Raw genomic sequence first — 14,043 nt, 5'->3', positions numbered from 1 at the left:
GCCTGCAAAGCATGGGCTGCTATCGTCGCGCCAGCACTCGCTACCAGAAGGCCCTCACACTGGCTCAGCCCGGCAAACGAGCCGACAAACTGCGAGCGATGGTTAACAGGTGCGCACGGCTGGCGGGTAAGTGTGTTCGGGAATAACGCCGCGCATTTCATCGCATTACGTCATGCAGGACGCTGTATTACACAAAAATGGACGCTATCCTGCACCGACACTAACGCCCCGCCAATCGGGGCATAACGCAAGGATTTGTGATGGCAAAGACAATTGAACTTGATAAATGTACCCGCTGCGGCGGTTTAACCGCTTCCGCTGGCTTTTGGGCGGCGATCCCCGGCGAGCAAGTTGGAAGCACCTCGCAGGAGGTATATCTGCCCATTGTTGCGTGGGCTTCGTTAGGCGTGGAGCATCGGGCAGTAATTTCCGGCGAGCATGGTCTGCTTTACTACGCCCCTATCGGATGCGTCACCCTGAGGTTTGACGCGAATATGCTCGACGAGCAGGGGAACGAGTTATGCCTGACTGCGGCGGGCGATATTGGCGGGGCCGTCTATTACGTCCCTATTGCTCGCGCATAACCACGGGGGCCCATTGCGGGCCCTTTTCTTTTGCGGCCCCCGCGCCGTCCCTCCCCGTAAGGGCTGGGAAGGTTGACGAATACGTCAGCAATAGCGTACTATTGTTGTACTGCAAGAGCATTCGCAGGGGGTATCAACCAGTAATTGGCCCTTTGCGCTGGGCAGTCAGGAGGCTGGTCTCCTGTAAGGAAGTTATGTTGCGGCTTCCTAGTAATAACAGTGAATTTGATAGACAGCAGAAAACCGCCGATGCTGCTAGATCCGAAAGGAACCAATGAAGGGAAATATTTAGGCGTTATGGTTCATTCTCATTAAATTGAGGAGAACTGCTTAAATGGGCGTCCTTCCTATCACCCTCGCTGTATAGCTTTACATTTGGCCTCCGTTGCATGGTATGCAGTCACGGGGGCCAAATTATTTTCAGAGACATCAACTATCGCCATTGCGAAAAACCCTGCCCCAGCCACCCTTATACGACGAATAGCATTGAGCACAATAGTCTGCTCTGAATAATCCCTGTTGACGTACACATTGCTCTGCACTGAAAAAGCAGTAGCCAGAATCTCTGCGCACTCTTGCCAGCTTAATTTATCCTTCGAGTTACGCGCAGAAAGAACATGCCGGAACATAGCCCAAGTAATTGGTATTGCAGGTGATGTAGGCATGTCCCAGCCGCTTTTCTGACAAACAACCTTCATCTGATTAAATTGCTTTTTTGTCATCAAATAGGTGAAGCAAGGCGTTTCCCAAACTTCCTGAGGGAGCCCTTTATCATCCATTTCGGCGGCTTGCTGAGTAAAAAAATAGAAAGCATCCCGGATAGCATCATCACCGATAGCCACTTCTTTTCCCTATAGAATTTTTATGTCGGAATTTTATCATATTTAGTTATGTCTATTAGGATGCTAATTCAGTAACCCGCTATCCCGCAGCTTATGCCGATAGTCACGCAGGCGGCTGCGTGTCCACTCTCCCCCGGTCGCGGTTCGATATCCGGCAGCATTAAGCGCCCCCACAATATCCTCCAGACTGGCCCGCTGCTGCGTCAGTGACACGATCAGCGCGTCAGCCTCGCTATCCACTGCCTGAAAGCGTGGATCGCTTGTGGTGCGTCGTGGTGCGTTTGGTGGCGTTGTCGTGCGTTGTATTTCCTGCTTGTCAGGCACCGTCTGACGTTGCGGTGCAGCTGTCTTGCGTTGTGGTGCGCCTGCGATGGTCTCCAGTAGCTCGATCACCCGGTCGAGCTTGTCAGCTGCGGCAGGTGCTGGCAAAACGCCAAGGTAGGCCCGCAGCGCTGCTGCGGTGATGTCCGTGCGTGTCAGGTGTTCGGCGCTGGCTCGTTCGTCGAGCAGCTGCACAAGGTCGTCAGGTAGTCGGATGCTCAGCTGGGGCATTGCGTTGTTCTCCGGTTGTCATTCCCTGTCATGTTACGTCATACGCAGCGTAATGCAATGGAGTGCGTCAGGGGGAGGGGCGCAGCTGTCGCAGCGCATTAAAACAATCCACCGTGAAGCCCCGTAGTTGTGGGCAAATCTGCGCTTTCATCAAGAAGTTATCCACAACGGCATGGAGTGCGTACTAGGGAAGGGCGACGCAAAAAAGAAGATGATCAAGGTGATGGATCCTGCTTGCCGACGCCTTTCTGGGCCGCTATGCTTAGCCCTGAAATGCAAAAGGCCCCAGCTGGTAACTGGGGCCTCTGCGAAATTGGTTTGATTTGCTTGAAACCTAGTTGGGCTGGTTACAAATCATCACCGGGCAATAGTGATGATAGCCATAGGTTCCCAAGCAATCAAGCGTTACGCGCCTTTTGGCGCTGCTTTTTTGCGTACAAGGACTAAAAGTAAATGGCAGATAGCATCACTAAACAAGTCTCAGCCGGAGCGGCTAACAGCGATAACGTAAAACCACTGTTTAAGTACGTCGAGATCACGCCTAACGGGGTGATGATGTCGCTAATGAAAACAGTGAAGGGCGTGGAAACAGAATACATCGCCACCGTATGCCACACTGAAATGCGTGTGGTCGGTCGCGCCGATTTTGATGATGCCGAGTATCGTGTTATCTCGTTCGTACACCCAGCCACAAAGCACTCCCGCACCGTAATGATCCCCATGGAGACCATCGGCACCCGCCAAGGGTGGCAGCTGCTCCAGAAAAATGGCATTCAGGTGAGTACCAGACCAACCTACCGGGAAAAGTTCGCAGAATACCTTATGAAGGCCATTCGCTATCGTGATGATGGCGTGCCGGATGGCGTACTGCCTGAGTGGAGAGTGATCACCACGCCCGGATGGCATGATGGCGCGTATGTGCTGCCCGATGGCTCCATTATTTCGGCAAATCCCGTCACTGATATGATCGTTAAATTGGCCCGCCGTAGCGATGAACATGCCAATGTAGGCGTATCGGGAACGGCGGAGGAATGGCGGAAACATGTTGCGCCGTTAGTGGTGGGTAATACGGCGTTGATGTTATCGCTGGGTGCAGCACTCGCCGGGCCATTGCTTCCCGTGCTGGGCGTTCGTGGCTTTGGCCTGCACTTCTGGGGCGGCACATCCAAGGGTAAAACAACCGCGCTTTATATTGCGAGTTCGGTCATGGGTAGCCCGGATAAACGCGAATACTCATGGGATATGACGCCGCTGGCGCTGGGCATTATGGCGGCATTCAATAACCATTCTGTGCTGGCGTTAGATGAAATTAAGCAGGCGAAAGGCCGCGAAATAGCACGCGCTATTTATGGCGTTTTCAATGGTAAAAACCGCGCTCAGGGTGATAAAGAAAGCGGCCTGCGCGAGCAGCTGCGCTGGAATACCATGATTTTGAGCACGGGAGAGCTGACGGTGGATCGTCATATCAGCCTCGCGCTGGGAGAAGATATTGACGCCGGGGCGCTGGTTCGCCTGTTGAATATCAAATACCAAGAGCCTGCGAATCTGCATGGTTCAGCCAACGGCAAAGCATTTGCTGACCGGGTTAAAGAAGTTACGCACAAATATTATGGTGCGTTCGGTCGCCATTGGATCGCTAATCTGGTGAAGTCTCCAGACAAGGCGCGGAGTGAATACGTCGCGGTTAAGGCTCGCTGGGATGCTATTACGGCGCAATATGAGCATGGTGCTTTTGGTCGTGCTGGCGGGCATTTCGCTGTCATCGAAACCGCTCTCAAGCTGGCCTCTCCTAAAGCGCTGCCGCTAACCGATGCTGAAATAGAAAGCGGTGTGCAGGCTGCTTTTGCCGAATGGCTCAGCGGTTACACCTCAGACGCCAATTTCTCGCATGAGGAATCTGGCGTTATTGAGCGTGCGGGCGCTGTATTGGCTCAGGTAGGTAAATTCCCGCCCGCTAAAATGTCTAAATTTTCCCCTCTCCCGAATGGTGAGATTTGGGGTTATAGCGATGATGATTCCGGGCATGTTTATGTCCTGCCGGAAGTGTTCAGACAGCGAATCGCCGGGAACATGGACGCCACCGATGCCGCCAAGCTACTGGAGGGCGTCGGAATGCTGGAGAGTACCCAGCAGAAGCAAAAGCGGCGTTATTGCTGGCAGAATGTAAGGCCAAAAGCAGGCGGGCCGCAGGTTGTGGCGTATAAGATGCGCCATGCTCCTGAGGAGGAGTGAATTTAAACGGGAGGCTACGGCCTCCTTTTTTTATGGGCTGAATACACCAGTGCATTCAGTTGAATACACCTATGTGCATTTATATATATCTTTGTAATATATAAAAAAAATGCCACTGAATACACCAAATACACCAAATGCACCGATTTTGCGTGCCTATACGAAATAAAAAAACCATCTCAGCGATACATCCATACGCGTATTTGCATTGTTATATAGTGTATTCAGTGTATTCAGTGTATTCAGTCATTATAAATACTTTATATACAGTGACTTAATTGAATGCATCATTGAATGCACTGGGGTTATTTTGGTGCATTCAGCTGCATTCAATGCCGCATAGCGTCGCAAAGTGCATCCCCGGAGGGGTGCAGCTGCGTGACGCGGTTCTGCTGTAATGGGTGGGATTGATTGGGATAGTGCAAAATTGGCAGGCACTGCCGCAGACGTGCCGGGGTTGCCTGAAATAAAAAAAGATTAACTTTTGAGCAGGTGCTTGCCCTTACGGGGAGGGGCCGGGCTGATCGCCCGGCATGGTGCCTAATCGTCTTTCAGCGCCTGCCGCATGGCCTCTGCGGGATCGATGATTCCATACACCGCTCCTTCATGAGCAAAGGCGCGGGTGAGGGCGGAGATCAGGCTTGCCGCTGCGCGAACGGTGGGCAGGTCTTTGCTGCGGAGTGCTGTCATAGCCTCGCCCTGCACGCTCTCCAGTAGCTTGATCTGGCGCTTGATGATGACCTGCTGCTGCTCCCGGAGAGAGTCGCGCAGATCCCGGAGCCGTTCGGCCTCGCTGGGTGGCAGGCTGTCATATTTGGCCTGCGCGTCGCTGATCAGCCTGTCGAGCTCGTTGCTTTGGGCTTTGATGGTGTCCTTTGCCAGCCATTTGGAGACGGTGCCGCGATTGCATCCCATCTTTTCGGCAATCTGCTGCATGGTGAGCCCTTCGGCGCGTAGGGCGCGGGCTTGAATGGCGCGGGGGGATGGTGGTCGCATGGTGCTGCCTCGAATGTTGCCACGGGTTGCCCATATTGGCATCACGACTGCTTTTTGGCGGGCCATGCCTTCCCAGTCTGGCCCGTCGCTCTTAATTCTCCTCTTTGAACACGCGGAACACACTGGCCCGGCTAATGTTCAAATCTCTGGCGATACGTGCAGCAGGTATGCCGATCTCCCGCTTCTCCAGAATCTTTTTGCGTATCTCCGGCGTGACCTTTATCGGCCTGCCAAGGTGCTTGCCCTCTTTCTTCGCTGAATCAATCCCGGCCCGCTGACGTTCCAGCATCGAGGTGCGTTCCATTTCCGCGATCCCCGCCAGCATGGTGAGCATGAGCTTGCCCGCTGGGGTTGTTGCGTCGAATCCTTCCCGGAGGCTGATCAGGGTGATGCCCTTCGCTTTCAGGTCTTCCACCACTTCCAGCGTGCTTACGGCATTACGTCCTATACGGTCTATAGCCGCCACCACGATCACGTCACCGCTCCCGGCTACCTTCATCAGGGCGGAGAATCCGGGGCGCTCCATTACGGGCGTGATGCCGCTCACTCCCTCATCACTCAGGATCCGTGCATCGGGATAGCGTTGCAGGATGGCGTCTATTTGCCCGCCAAGGTTCTGCTCTGAGGTTGATACGCGTACATAGCCAAAAATCATTATCGTTACCGTCTAAAAAGGTCTATTTAAAAGATAATAGACGCTTTCGACGCATAAAACAATCTCAAATCCTCGTAAAGCCCCTCTAATTGGGGCGTCGCATAAGGGATGCCTTTTTGACACTATGCGAGGGCAACGCCCGCGCCCCTCCCCGTTTGTCGTGACAGTAGTCTGCATCTGCGGCACTTCGCCGCTGACTTTGACGAGACAACATATGACTAATTCAAACGCTGCTCAGGTGGATAACCAGCTGAGCCTGATTGAGGACGCGCTGGGCAAATACGCCGCGCCGCTGCCTCAAATCCAGTCCCCTGACCTCATCCGGGAGCAGGCCGTCGATCTGCTCAATCGCGCCGATGTGCTGGAAAGCAACGCAGACGAGCTGCGCACCGAGCTGCAAAACCGCGAGCAGGTCGTGCATGACATTGATCGCCAGCTGGCGACGCTGGTCGGTCTGGTCGAGGAGGGTAAAGTCTGCCTGCGTTCTGGCGAACCGGTTCGCCCTGAGTGCGCCATGGCTCACTCTCTGATCCCTGAGGTGGAGAATGAGCTGAGTCTGGCCCGCAATGCCGCCAGCGCCGCCAACGGGCAGCTGCTTGCCGTCACTAACCAGATCGACACGCTGCGCAGCCAGTATGCGCGAATGATTGGACAGGTAGCCTTAGATGCCCGCATGGCTCACGTTCAGGCGCTGCTTGATACCGCGATGCAGCAGGCTGCTGAGCTGGGGCTGGAGCTGGCAAACAATCATCAGTTTTCCGCTGCGATCCGTGTAGATAACCGCCTGGCTATTCTGGGCCGCAATAACGGCATGTTATCCAGCCTGAGAAATTATCAAGGGAGTTCCAGATAATGACTATTAAAGCCGTACTTGCGCAGCTGGCTGCGTTAAACAGCACGATGACCAAGAGCCACGGCGGAAACGATGCCGGGCGTGAGGCAAGACTGAATTTTGAAGACCATAAACTGATTGGCGACTGCTGGCAGGCCAAAGTCTCCGGCGCTCAGATTGAGGAGCTGAAAAAGTCCCTCAAAGCTACCCATGACCTACCCGACGCAGATCGTAAAGCAGCATTCTCAGCCGTTCGCCAGTACCTGCTCAAATCCACCGCTGGCGATGCGCTGGAGCAGGCCATGAGCGGCTCCCCTGTGCAGTTCGCGCCGGATATGACCGTGAAACGCAACATGAGCACCGAGCAAATCCACCTCGCACGGCAGCAGCAGATCAGCGATCAGCAGCTTATCCGTGATTGTGAAGTCGCCGGAGTGGCCACCGGGCAGATCGTAGAGCTGGCGGCACGCCTCGAAGATACTCGCGGCCTGCCGAATAACATCAGACAGCCCGGAATTGATGCTGTGCGCCAGCAGTTAACTCAGGCACAACCGAGCCCCGCAGAGCAGGGCATCGACTGGAGCGCTCAGGGATGGAAATAAACAGCCGGGCCGTATTGCTGGCCTGTCTGTCTGCGCTGCGCTTGCCTGCGGGTGAGCGCACCTCCGATCACGTCATGCAGCTGGCGCACCTGCGCACCGTTCTGCGTAACGAGGGGTGCTCCTCCCCCGCCATCCATGACGACGCCGCACTGCTTAAAGAGGCTGAGGGTCTGGCAAAGGCCCGCCGTGAGTGGCTGGCTGACTCCGCTGATATGCGTCAGCGTCACGCCGAGCTCCAGCACCTTGTTGCGATCAACCTCCTCCCTGAGGAGGACGCGCGCGAGGAGCAGGGCGATAACTACCGGGCATGGGCCAACGCCGATCCGGTTAAACAAAAATATTGAGGTTTCACCATGACTTTTACACGTACTTATGCCCCGGACATCGATCAGACCTTCCAGCAGGGAGGCCGTGGTGGCACTGCCGAGCCGTTCCAGAATCAGCCTTATGCGCCGGGTGAAGCTGGGGGAGCCGCTGGTCGCCAGTCCGCCGCAAAGGGCGACTTTGACGGCATCACGTTGACCGATCACCCTGTCTACGGCAAAGCCGCAGGCCATAACCGTGATCACCTCTCCGGCGAGTGGGTTGTGGAGGCTGGCGCGGTATCAGTCCGCTCTCGCGTTTCTGCTGCTGAGGCTGCGAACAAATGGGAGCAGGCTGTGGCGTCTGCTGTCGCGGCAGGTAAACCGTAATGGAAAAGCCCGTGATGCTCATCCCTGAGCGCTGCGTGGCTGATCCCGATGTTGAGCAGGTTAACGCCCTGCGTAACCAGATCCGGCGAGCCGCAAAGCGCCGGGCTCAGGAAACGCAGGAGCGTGCCATGGCTGCGCCAGATTATCACTGGAGCGCACCGCGCCGCAGATAGCAAAAGGGCCCATATTCGGGCCCTTGTCTTTTGGCGTGCCAGCACGCCCCCTACCGATTCCGATTTGCCCAGCTTCTCGACTGCTGAAAACTGGCAGTAACTGGCTGCTGCTGAGTTTGCAGGACGTTGCCGCGCTGGTCTTTCACCACGATCTCCATCCGCCCGCCGTTGACGTTGAGCTGGCCCCGGTCGCTGCTGTAGTTGAAGTTATTGCGCAGGGCGTCGTTAATTCCCGCCTCGACGGTGCTCACTGGCAGTCTGGTGTTATTCGGGTTCTCTTTGCGCAAAACAGCTGCTGTAACCCTCTTTAGCGTGTCCTGATCGCGCAGGTCGAGCTCCTGATCGGGGTCGAAGCCTGTCCATTTGCTCGCCTGCTGGATATAGCGCGGCACTTCTGGATCGCCGCTGGCATAGGTGCTGATAATCTCGCGCAGGGTGCGCTTGCGTCCGCCTTTGAATGCCCCGGTGCTATAGCGCAGCAGTTGCCCCGCCGACGCTGCGACGCCAGCCTGCTGGGTAGGGAAGCGCAGCCAGTTGCCTTGCGTGTCTTTCACGTTGCCTACGTTGTTGCCGTCCCAGTTCCCTGCGGCACTGCTGCCTGTCCCGTTGGCTCCGCTGCCGATTGATGCCGCTGCCGGAGAGGATAGAGAAGACTGGCGCATCAGGCTGCTGTTTTTGTCGCCGTAAGTGGTCTTATAAACGTCGATGTCTGCGGCGCTTTTCTCATTAAGCACCTGCGTATTGAGCGCTTTAAGCCGGGCATTAATCGGGGCGTATTCGTCAGCAGGGATGCGGGCAGCACTGCCGTACTTGTCGATCAGCGCCTTCTCTCTACCGCGTACCTCTGCATAACTGCTGGCATATTTGGCGTCGATGCCGTTGCGTCGGCTGGCTTTTTCGGTGGCGTAATAATTGGCCCGTAAATCGCTCTCACTGCCGCCGCTGGCCTTCACCAGTGCCATGCGCATCATGTTGAGGGCCGGGATAGCGTTGTTGGCGTAATTCTCCAGCGTGTTGTTGAGTCGGTTTACGCTGTCAGTGGTTTTGCTGCCTTCTGTCTCGCTGCTGCCGTACTTCACGGTGAGTTTTGTCAGCGCGTCGCGCAGCTGCTCTGTATTGTTGCCTGCCATGGCTTTGGTGAGGGTCTCGCGCTCGCCTGCGGTCAGTGGTTTGCTGTTGAGCAGGTTATTGCCCAGTGCCTCCACCTGCGCACCTGTGCCTCCCTCAATAACGCCAAGCGCTCCGGCAGCACCCGGAGCCATGTCTGCCCGGTCGAGGCCCAGACGTTTCAGGCGGGAGTTAGCCCCGTTAATCTGGGAGGGGGTCAGGTTGTTGAGCATGATCGCCCCACTTGTCGAGGTGCCGAAATAATTTTTCAGCGCCTGAATCTGCATCCCCTTATCGTTCCCGTATTCACGGCGGATCTCCGCCCGGATGCGCTCAAGGTTTGTCGTGTCGCCTTCTGGCCCGTTTCCGAAGGTGTTTCCATACTGTGAGCCCGCGCCTAACTGGGAGGAGGCGGTGCCGAAAGCCCCGCCCTCAAGCAGCGTCTGGAGCATCATCGGGTTGTTGATGCCCATACGCATCGCCATGCGTGCGCTCAGGGCCTGCGAGGCGTTGCCGAAGTTACCGCCCGCCATAATCGCCCGGTTTGCGTTGGTCAGCAGCGCGACGCTACCCTGCAAATCTGCCCCCGGCGCTCCTGTTGCCATCAGCCCGGAGAGTGCAGCGGTATAGCCTGGCATGTTAGGCGTGTTAAACGTCTGGCGGGCCTGTGCTGCGCCGAAGTCTGCCACGGCGGAAAGCATTTCCCCTGCCGCTGCAAACTGCCTGGATCGGGCGATCCCTTCCCCGATCTGGATGCCAAGGCGGCGGAGGGTGTCAGTTGATACGCCAGACGCGCCAACCATCGAGCCAAACGCCCCAGCTGTTGCCGCGTAGTTGAGGCCATACTGGCGGGCGAGGCCACTTGTGGCATCAAGCCCGGCCCCTACCCCTCCCCGGCCTGCTGCGTTGCTCAGGTAGGCGCTGGCTGTTTCAATGGCCCCCTGATTGCTCAGGCCGTTGGTGTTCGCATAGCCCTGCATCGAGGCGCGAACCATGGAAAAGCCCACGGTGCCACCTTGCGCACGATAAAGGCGGTCATAGCTCACGGCGTTATCCTGCGCGGTGCTGATTTTGTCCGCGATGGCTCCCACGACTTTGGAGATACCGAAGCCGATCAGGCCCCCGGCAAGTCCGCCCATCATGGCAGTGAGTCCACCGCCTGCGCCTGCGCTCATGCCTGAGAAAAGATTAGCGCCGGGGATCGCTGTGCTGCCGCGCAGGGCGTTGGTGAAGGCTGAGCCAGCGTTAGGGCCAGCAGGAGGCGGCGGAGCCATAGCGGGCACTGTAGGTGCTTTTGGCGTGGGTGCCTTTGGCGTTTTCGGCGCTGGCTGGTCGTTAAACTCCACGCCGAGAAACTGGAGCATGGACTGCATTTTTTTGATGCGTACTGCCTGATCGGTGTACATCTTTGACCAATCAGCCATAAGCGGATTGGTCGCTCCCTGTCCTGTCTTGCTCATAGTCTGTTTGAGCTCAGTCTGGATGGAGAGCAGCTTCTGCATTTGCTTGATGAAAGCATTCAGATCGTCTTTTGACTTGACGTTAATCGGCTCGAATTTCTGCTTGTTGGCCTGCCCTACCTGAGAGGCAAGGATGCGGATCTGGTCGTTGACCATTTGAATCTGTTGCTTGAGGTCTGCCGCGTCAAACTGCGCGGAGACCGGGATTTTAATCGCCATGTTATAGCCCTGTTTTGTCATCGTCAGGGCCAGTCTGGCGTCACGACATTTGAGGCGCTCGCATTACGTCAGTGACGCCGCAAGCCGCGCCAGCTGTGGATAACTTTACTAAATCGCACTTGCTCAGGTTTATCATTTTGATTAATCTGTAAAGCAGAAACAGGCTAGTGATAGTCGCGTTTCCAGCACACCGAGCCGAATACGGTGTTAAACGGGGGCGCATTCCCTCCAGAGCATATCGGCATGATGCGAAAGGCGCAGACCAGTGCGGACTCTCCGGGGCAGAAATGCCCGCATCACCGCATAAGTCCTTATGGTTTGCACGGCGTGCCATAGTTCGCCACCACACAAAGCCCCGGCAGACCATCGCCGGGCACCTAACCAACCCTGAGGATCCATGAAACCAATATTTAAAACAGACATTGCCAGCGCACTGAGGATAAGCGTTGCGCATCTCAATCGACTGATAGCGGCGGGCGTCATACCTCCAGCTGTCGGGCGTATTAAGCATGGGCGGCTTTTTTGGTACATGACGCCGGAACTAAAGGCCATCATCCGCCAGCAGCGCCGCCCCGAAAGACAACGTTAAGAGAGAGCCGAAATGACTGGGAAGAATGACTGGCTGTTAATACCTAATTTGCTGGATGAAGCGCTGGCCCGCACGCCTGCACCGTCCTGCGGTGGTGGCTTTGAGATCTGGAAGCGGGACATCACCGGGATCATGTGCTGGCTGCGCTATCTGAGCCGCGACGCTGAGGCCGTGAATGTCTGCACCCGATGGAGTGAGGAGCCCGGCATTACACCCGCCCAGCGTTCGAATAATGCCTCTCTTTTTTCTTCCACCGCCCGCTATGTGCTCAGCCTTCCACCTGACACGGCGAAAGCCTACGCCATCGGCCTGCTGTACCGTGCGCCCGGTCTGGTTGATGACATTCAAACGGGCCGCTTTGGGGCCGAATATCAGCCCACTGCCGAGCAGCTGCGCCAGCAGGAAGCCCAGCGCGAAGCCAGACAGCAGGAATTTGAGGCCCGTCAGCAGGAGCAGGAGCTGGCAACGCAGAAGCAACGCCAGAAAGCCTATGCAGATGCGATGCGCATTTATGGCAAGGGTAACGCCGATCCCGATGCCGTCCGCGCAACCCCGTACTGGCGCGAGAAAGAGAAAGCCGCAGGCTTTCCCCTCCCCGTTCCTGAGGGCATCCGCTGCGGTTCTCCTCGCATGTTCCTGCCAGTCGTCGGCCCGGTTTACTGGAATAACAGCGTGATCGTGCCGCTGTATGTCATCAGTGAGTATTTGCAGCTGGGCCATGTGTCCATCGAGGCCATTTGCGGTACAGCTAGCCCGCCAGCCTCCCGCACTGGTGACAAGCGCGGCCTCAAAGGTGGATTGCGTCAGGGCGCTTTCTTCCCGATTAACCTGGACAAAGCCCGCCATAATTTGCCGCTTGTTATCGTTGAGGGGCTCATGACTGGGATCGCCGTTTCGCTCATGACTGGCGGCAAACTCCCGATAATCTGCGCCATGTCCTGCGAGTTTTTCAGCAACGTGATCGACGAGCTCCAGATTGCCTACCCGGTATCACCTTTTTACATCATCGGTGATGTGGGAGCAGGGCACCGCAAGGCCGCAGACCTCGCCACTGAGAAAGGACGCGCCGAGATTTACGCGGTAGACCTTGAGCCATGCCTGCCGGAGCAGGAAGGGGCCGACGCATTCGATATGCTGGCCCGTCATGGGGTCGATAATGGCATGGTGCTGCTGCGCTCCATGTTCCGCACTGCCCGGCTGGCGCGTGGTGATGCTACTGTCTCCCCGTCATCGTCAGTCAATCCTTAGTACCACAAAGCCGCTCTGTGACAGGGGCGGCTTTTTAATGCCTTGAGGAGCCGAAAATGAGTGAGCAAATGCCAAGCCCTGAAATGCTGGATAGCTTGATTTTTAACCATGCCGCAGACACTGCCAGCCTGCTGGTATCACGGGGCGTCTGCGAGCTTGATCGCCTCTTTGGTGAGGGGTACGCCGCCGCTAATCCGGTTGTGCTCAATCAGTGGGTGGCGGTCGCCAGCACCATGCAGCTGGCCCAGTTGCAAATCAATGCCGCCAACGGGCTGGCCTGTCAGATCGAGCGACTGGGGGCCATGGCTGACGCTATCGAGGCCAGCGCCGCAGCGGCCTACGCAGGGAGAATGCAATGAGCGAGCGAGTGCAGCAGTTAATCACTGCCGAGCTGTGCAGCATGATCCCCAAGGCGCTGGCGCAGTGGTTCCGTGAGGGCGGCAAATCGGCGGGGCCTGAGGGCCCTGTGATTGCGTTCGGCAAGCGCATCAAGCGCGGCGGAGTGATGACCATTGTCGGGCGCTCCATCCGAGGGCACCTGTGGGCCACCCCAGCCTATTACGCCGACGCGGCTCGCATCATGCGCAAGGATAAGCGGGGCAAAGCCTACCCCAGCCACTGCGAGATTGAGCGCGAGACGTTCACCTGCCAGCTGCTGCGCCAGATCATGAGCCTGACGCCTGCGGCTTATCCGGGGCTCCCTGAGGCTGTCCCGGAGTGGCAGACCATTAGCGAGGCGGAGCAGCGCCAGATCGTTGAGACCATTAACGCCTGTTTACGTTGAGAGGTGCCCATGCAGCTGGATTTATTCAGACAGAAAGGCGGCATGGGACTCTCTGAGCGGGAAGCCGTCGAGGTGTCCCGCCTACGCTGGCACGCTTTCCGCCGTGCGTTCGTGGGCCCGCCCTGCCCTGAGTTCATCCGAGGGGCCCGCCCTGCTTGTCGCGTCATACCTGCCGCCCCTCCTGTCGTCTTTATCCCTGAGCCTGAGATTGAGCCGGAGCTGGAAACATTGCCGGAGCCATCGCTGGAGCCTGAGAGCGAGGAATGCGACGATCTTGATATACCGGACGCCATTCCGCTGAATACGTCGCATATTCTGGCCTCTGCACGCTATCAGATAGAAGCGGAGCGCCTGCAAAGCATGGGCTGCTATCGTCGCGCCAGCACTCGCTACCAGAAGGCCCTCACACTGGCTCAGCCCGGCAAACGAGCCGACAAACTGCGAGCGATGGTTAACAGGTGCGCACGGCTGGCGGG

General features: G+C 56.9%; 16 protein-coding genes and 1 pseudogene. 11 read left to right on the top strand and 6 right to left on the bottom strand.

From position 1 onward, the window contains the following. The first annotated feature begins 260 nt into the window (after positions 1-260). A complete protein-coding gene (locus ACHH0Z_RS24705; RefSeq protein ID WP_045409922.1) occupies positions 261-584 on the top strand; it encodes a hypothetical protein in 324 nt (107 codons plus the stop codon). A gap of 350 nt (positions 585-934) precedes the next feature. On the opposite strand, the gene ACHH0Z_RS24700 is transcribed toward ACHH0Z_RS24705, so the two are convergent. The 3 genes and pseudogenes from ACHH0Z_RS24700 to ACHH0Z_RS24690 all read right to left on the bottom strand — a co-directional run. Then, complete coding sequence (locus ACHH0Z_RS24700; RefSeq protein ID WP_045409924.1) at positions 935-1,426, bottom strand: hypothetical protein; 492 nt, start codon at positions 1,424-1,426, stop codon at positions 935-937. A gap of 63 nt (positions 1,427-1,489) precedes the next feature. Then, complete coding sequence (locus tag ACHH0Z_RS24695) at positions 1,490-1,855, bottom strand: recombinase family protein (protein ID WP_241772304.1); 366 nt, start codon at positions 1,853-1,855, stop codon at positions 1,490-1,492. Positions 1,856-1,873: 18 nt separating this feature from the next. Next, positions 1,874-1,978 (bottom strand): annotated as a pseudogene (locus tag ACHH0Z_RS24690) (ribbon-helix-helix protein, CopG family); the annotation flags it as partial. A gap of 453 nt (positions 1,979-2,431) precedes the next feature. Here ACHH0Z_RS24690 and ACHH0Z_RS24685 point away from each other — a divergent pair. Beyond that, positions 2,432-4,210 (top strand): DUF927 domain-containing protein, encoded by a 1,779-nt coding sequence (locus ACHH0Z_RS24685; protein WP_045409930.1) that lies wholly within the window; start codon positions 2,432-2,434, stop codon positions 4,208-4,210. A gap of 540 nt (positions 4,211-4,750) precedes the next feature. Here the strand turns inward: ACHH0Z_RS24685 and ACHH0Z_RS24680 are convergent. Both ACHH0Z_RS24680 and ACHH0Z_RS24675 read right to left on the bottom strand, forming a co-directional pair. Continuing rightward, positions 4,751-5,206 (bottom strand): helix-turn-helix domain-containing protein, encoded by a 456-nt coding sequence (locus ACHH0Z_RS24680; protein WP_082082966.1) that lies wholly within the window; start codon positions 5,204-5,206, stop codon positions 4,751-4,753. A 91-nt stretch (positions 5,207-5,297) separates the two neighbouring features. Further along, positions 5,298-5,861: a recombinase family protein gene (locus tag ACHH0Z_RS24675; protein WP_032413473.1), complete on the bottom strand. Its 564-nt coding sequence runs from the start codon at positions 5,859-5,861 to the stop codon at positions 5,298-5,300. 214 nt (positions 5,862-6,075) lie between these two features. Here ACHH0Z_RS24675 and ACHH0Z_RS24670 point away from each other — a divergent pair, with 214 nt between their 5' ends. From ACHH0Z_RS24670 to ACHH0Z_RS24650, 5 genes are read left to right on the top strand one after another with little or no spacing between them, the layout of a single operon-like run. Beyond that, positions 6,076-6,714, top strand: a complete 639-nt coding sequence (locus tag ACHH0Z_RS24670) for a hypothetical protein (protein WP_052672944.1) — start codon at positions 6,076-6,078, stop codon at positions 6,712-6,714. Further along, positions 6,714-7,295, top strand: a complete 582-nt coding sequence (locus ACHH0Z_RS24665; RefSeq protein WP_241772303.1) for a hypothetical protein — start codon at positions 6,714-6,716, stop codon at positions 7,293-7,295. The genes ACHH0Z_RS24670 and ACHH0Z_RS24665 overlap by 1 nt, the downstream gene beginning before the upstream one ends. Next, on the top strand, positions 7,286-7,639 hold the full coding sequence (locus ACHH0Z_RS24660) for a hypothetical protein (RefSeq protein ID WP_045409933.1): 354 nt from the start codon (positions 7,286-7,288) through the stop codon (positions 7,637-7,639). Before ACHH0Z_RS24665 ends, ACHH0Z_RS24660 begins: the two co-directional genes overlap by 10 nt. A 9-nt stretch (positions 7,640-7,648) precedes the next feature. Continuing rightward, positions 7,649-7,987 carry a hypothetical protein gene (locus ACHH0Z_RS24655; RefSeq protein WP_045409937.1) on the top strand — a complete coding sequence of 113 codons (339 nt, stop codon included), beginning with the start codon at positions 7,649-7,651 and terminating at the stop codon, positions 7,985-7,987. Beyond that, positions 7,987-8,160 (top strand): hypothetical protein, encoded by a 174-nt coding sequence (locus tag ACHH0Z_RS24650; RefSeq protein WP_158409416.1) that lies wholly within the window; start codon positions 7,987-7,989, stop codon positions 8,158-8,160. Before ACHH0Z_RS24655 ends, ACHH0Z_RS24650 begins: the two co-directional genes overlap by 1 nt. Before the next feature lie 50 nt (positions 8,161-8,210). On the opposite strand, the gene ACHH0Z_RS24645 is transcribed toward ACHH0Z_RS24650, so the two are convergent. Further along, the gene (locus ACHH0Z_RS24645) at positions 8,211-10,946 is read right to left on the bottom strand and encodes a hypothetical protein (RefSeq protein WP_045409946.1); all 2,736 of its coding nucleotides are present in this window, start codon (positions 10,944-10,946) and stop codon (positions 8,211-8,213) included. A gap of 601 nt (positions 10,947-11,547) precedes the next feature. Here ACHH0Z_RS24645 and ACHH0Z_RS24640 point away from each other — a divergent pair. The 4 genes from ACHH0Z_RS24640 to ACHH0Z_RS24625 all read left to right on the top strand — a co-directional run. Then, the gene (locus ACHH0Z_RS24640; protein ID WP_045409940.1) at positions 11,548-12,783 is read left to right on the top strand and encodes a hypothetical protein; all 1,236 of its coding nucleotides are present in this window, start codon (positions 11,548-11,550) and stop codon (positions 12,781-12,783) included. 56 nt (positions 12,784-12,839) lie between these two features. Next, on the top strand, positions 12,840-13,142 hold the full coding sequence (locus ACHH0Z_RS24635) for a hypothetical protein (protein ID WP_228698703.1): 303 nt from the start codon (positions 12,840-12,842) through the stop codon (positions 13,140-13,142). After that, the gene (locus tag ACHH0Z_RS24630) at positions 13,139-13,567 is read left to right on the top strand and encodes a hypothetical protein (RefSeq protein ID WP_032413484.1); all 429 of its coding nucleotides are present in this window, start codon (positions 13,139-13,141) and stop codon (positions 13,565-13,567) included. Before ACHH0Z_RS24635 ends, ACHH0Z_RS24630 begins: the two co-directional genes overlap by 4 nt. Positions 13,568-13,576: 9 nt before the next feature. Continuing rightward, a partial coding sequence (locus tag ACHH0Z_RS24625) for a hypothetical protein (RefSeq protein WP_395149605.1) occupies positions 13,577-14,043 on the top strand: 467 nt, incomplete at its 3' end.

Source organism: Enterobacter cloacae complex sp. 2024EL-00227 (assembly GCF_043945315.1).
Classification (GTDB): domain Bacteria; phylum Pseudomonadota; class Gammaproteobacteria; order Enterobacterales; family Enterobacteriaceae; genus Enterobacter; species Enterobacter roggenkampii.
Note: the sequence above shows the minus strand (reverse complement) of the source record. Positions and strands in the feature narration are given on the sequence as shown.

Bases quoted from the DNA above. Each gene is read 5' to 3' on its own strand.
- ACHH0Z_RS24650 (WP_158409416.1), top strand. From the start codon at position 7,987: ATGGAAAAGCCCGTGATGCTCATCCCTGAGCGCTGCGTGGCTGATCCC.
- ACHH0Z_RS24645 (WP_045409946.1), bottom strand. From the start codon at position 10,946: ATGGCGATTAAAATCCCGGTCTCCGCGCAGTTTGACGCGGCAGACCTC.
- ACHH0Z_RS24660 (WP_045409933.1), top strand. From the start codon at position 7,286: ATGGAAATAAACAGCCGGGCCGTATTGCTGGCCTGTCTGTCTGCGCTG.
- ACHH0Z_RS24675 (WP_032413473.1), bottom strand. From the start codon at position 5,861: ATGATTTTTGGCTATGTACGCGTATCAACCTCAGAGCAGAACCTTGGC.
- ACHH0Z_RS24670 (WP_052672944.1), top strand. From the start codon at position 6,076: ATGACTAATTCAAACGCTGCTCAGGTGGATAACCAGCTGAGCCTGATT.
- ACHH0Z_RS24655 (WP_045409937.1), top strand. From the start codon at position 7,649: ATGACTTTTACACGTACTTATGCCCCGGACATCGATCAGACCTTCCAG.
- ACHH0Z_RS24640 (WP_045409940.1), top strand. From the start codon at position 11,548: ATGACTGGGAAGAATGACTGGCTGTTAATACCTAATTTGCTGGATGAA.
- ACHH0Z_RS24685 (WP_045409930.1), top strand. From the start codon at position 2,432: ATGGCAGATAGCATCACTAAACAAGTCTCAGCCGGAGCGGCTAACAGC.
- ACHH0Z_RS24680 (WP_082082966.1), bottom strand. From the start codon at position 5,206: ATGCGACCACCATCCCCCCGCGCCATTCAAGCCCGCGCCCTACGCGCC.
- ACHH0Z_RS24665 (WP_241772303.1), top strand. From the start codon at position 6,714: ATGACTATTAAAGCCGTACTTGCGCAGCTGGCTGCGTTAAACAGCACG.
- ACHH0Z_RS24705 (WP_045409922.1), top strand. From the start codon at position 261: ATGGCAAAGACAATTGAACTTGATAAATGTACCCGCTGCGGCGGTTTA.
- ACHH0Z_RS24635 (WP_228698703.1), top strand. From the start codon at position 12,840: ATGAGTGAGCAAATGCCAAGCCCTGAAATGCTGGATAGCTTGATTTTT.
- ACHH0Z_RS24630 (WP_032413484.1), top strand. From the start codon at position 13,139: ATGAGCGAGCGAGTGCAGCAGTTAATCACTGCCGAGCTGTGCAGCATG.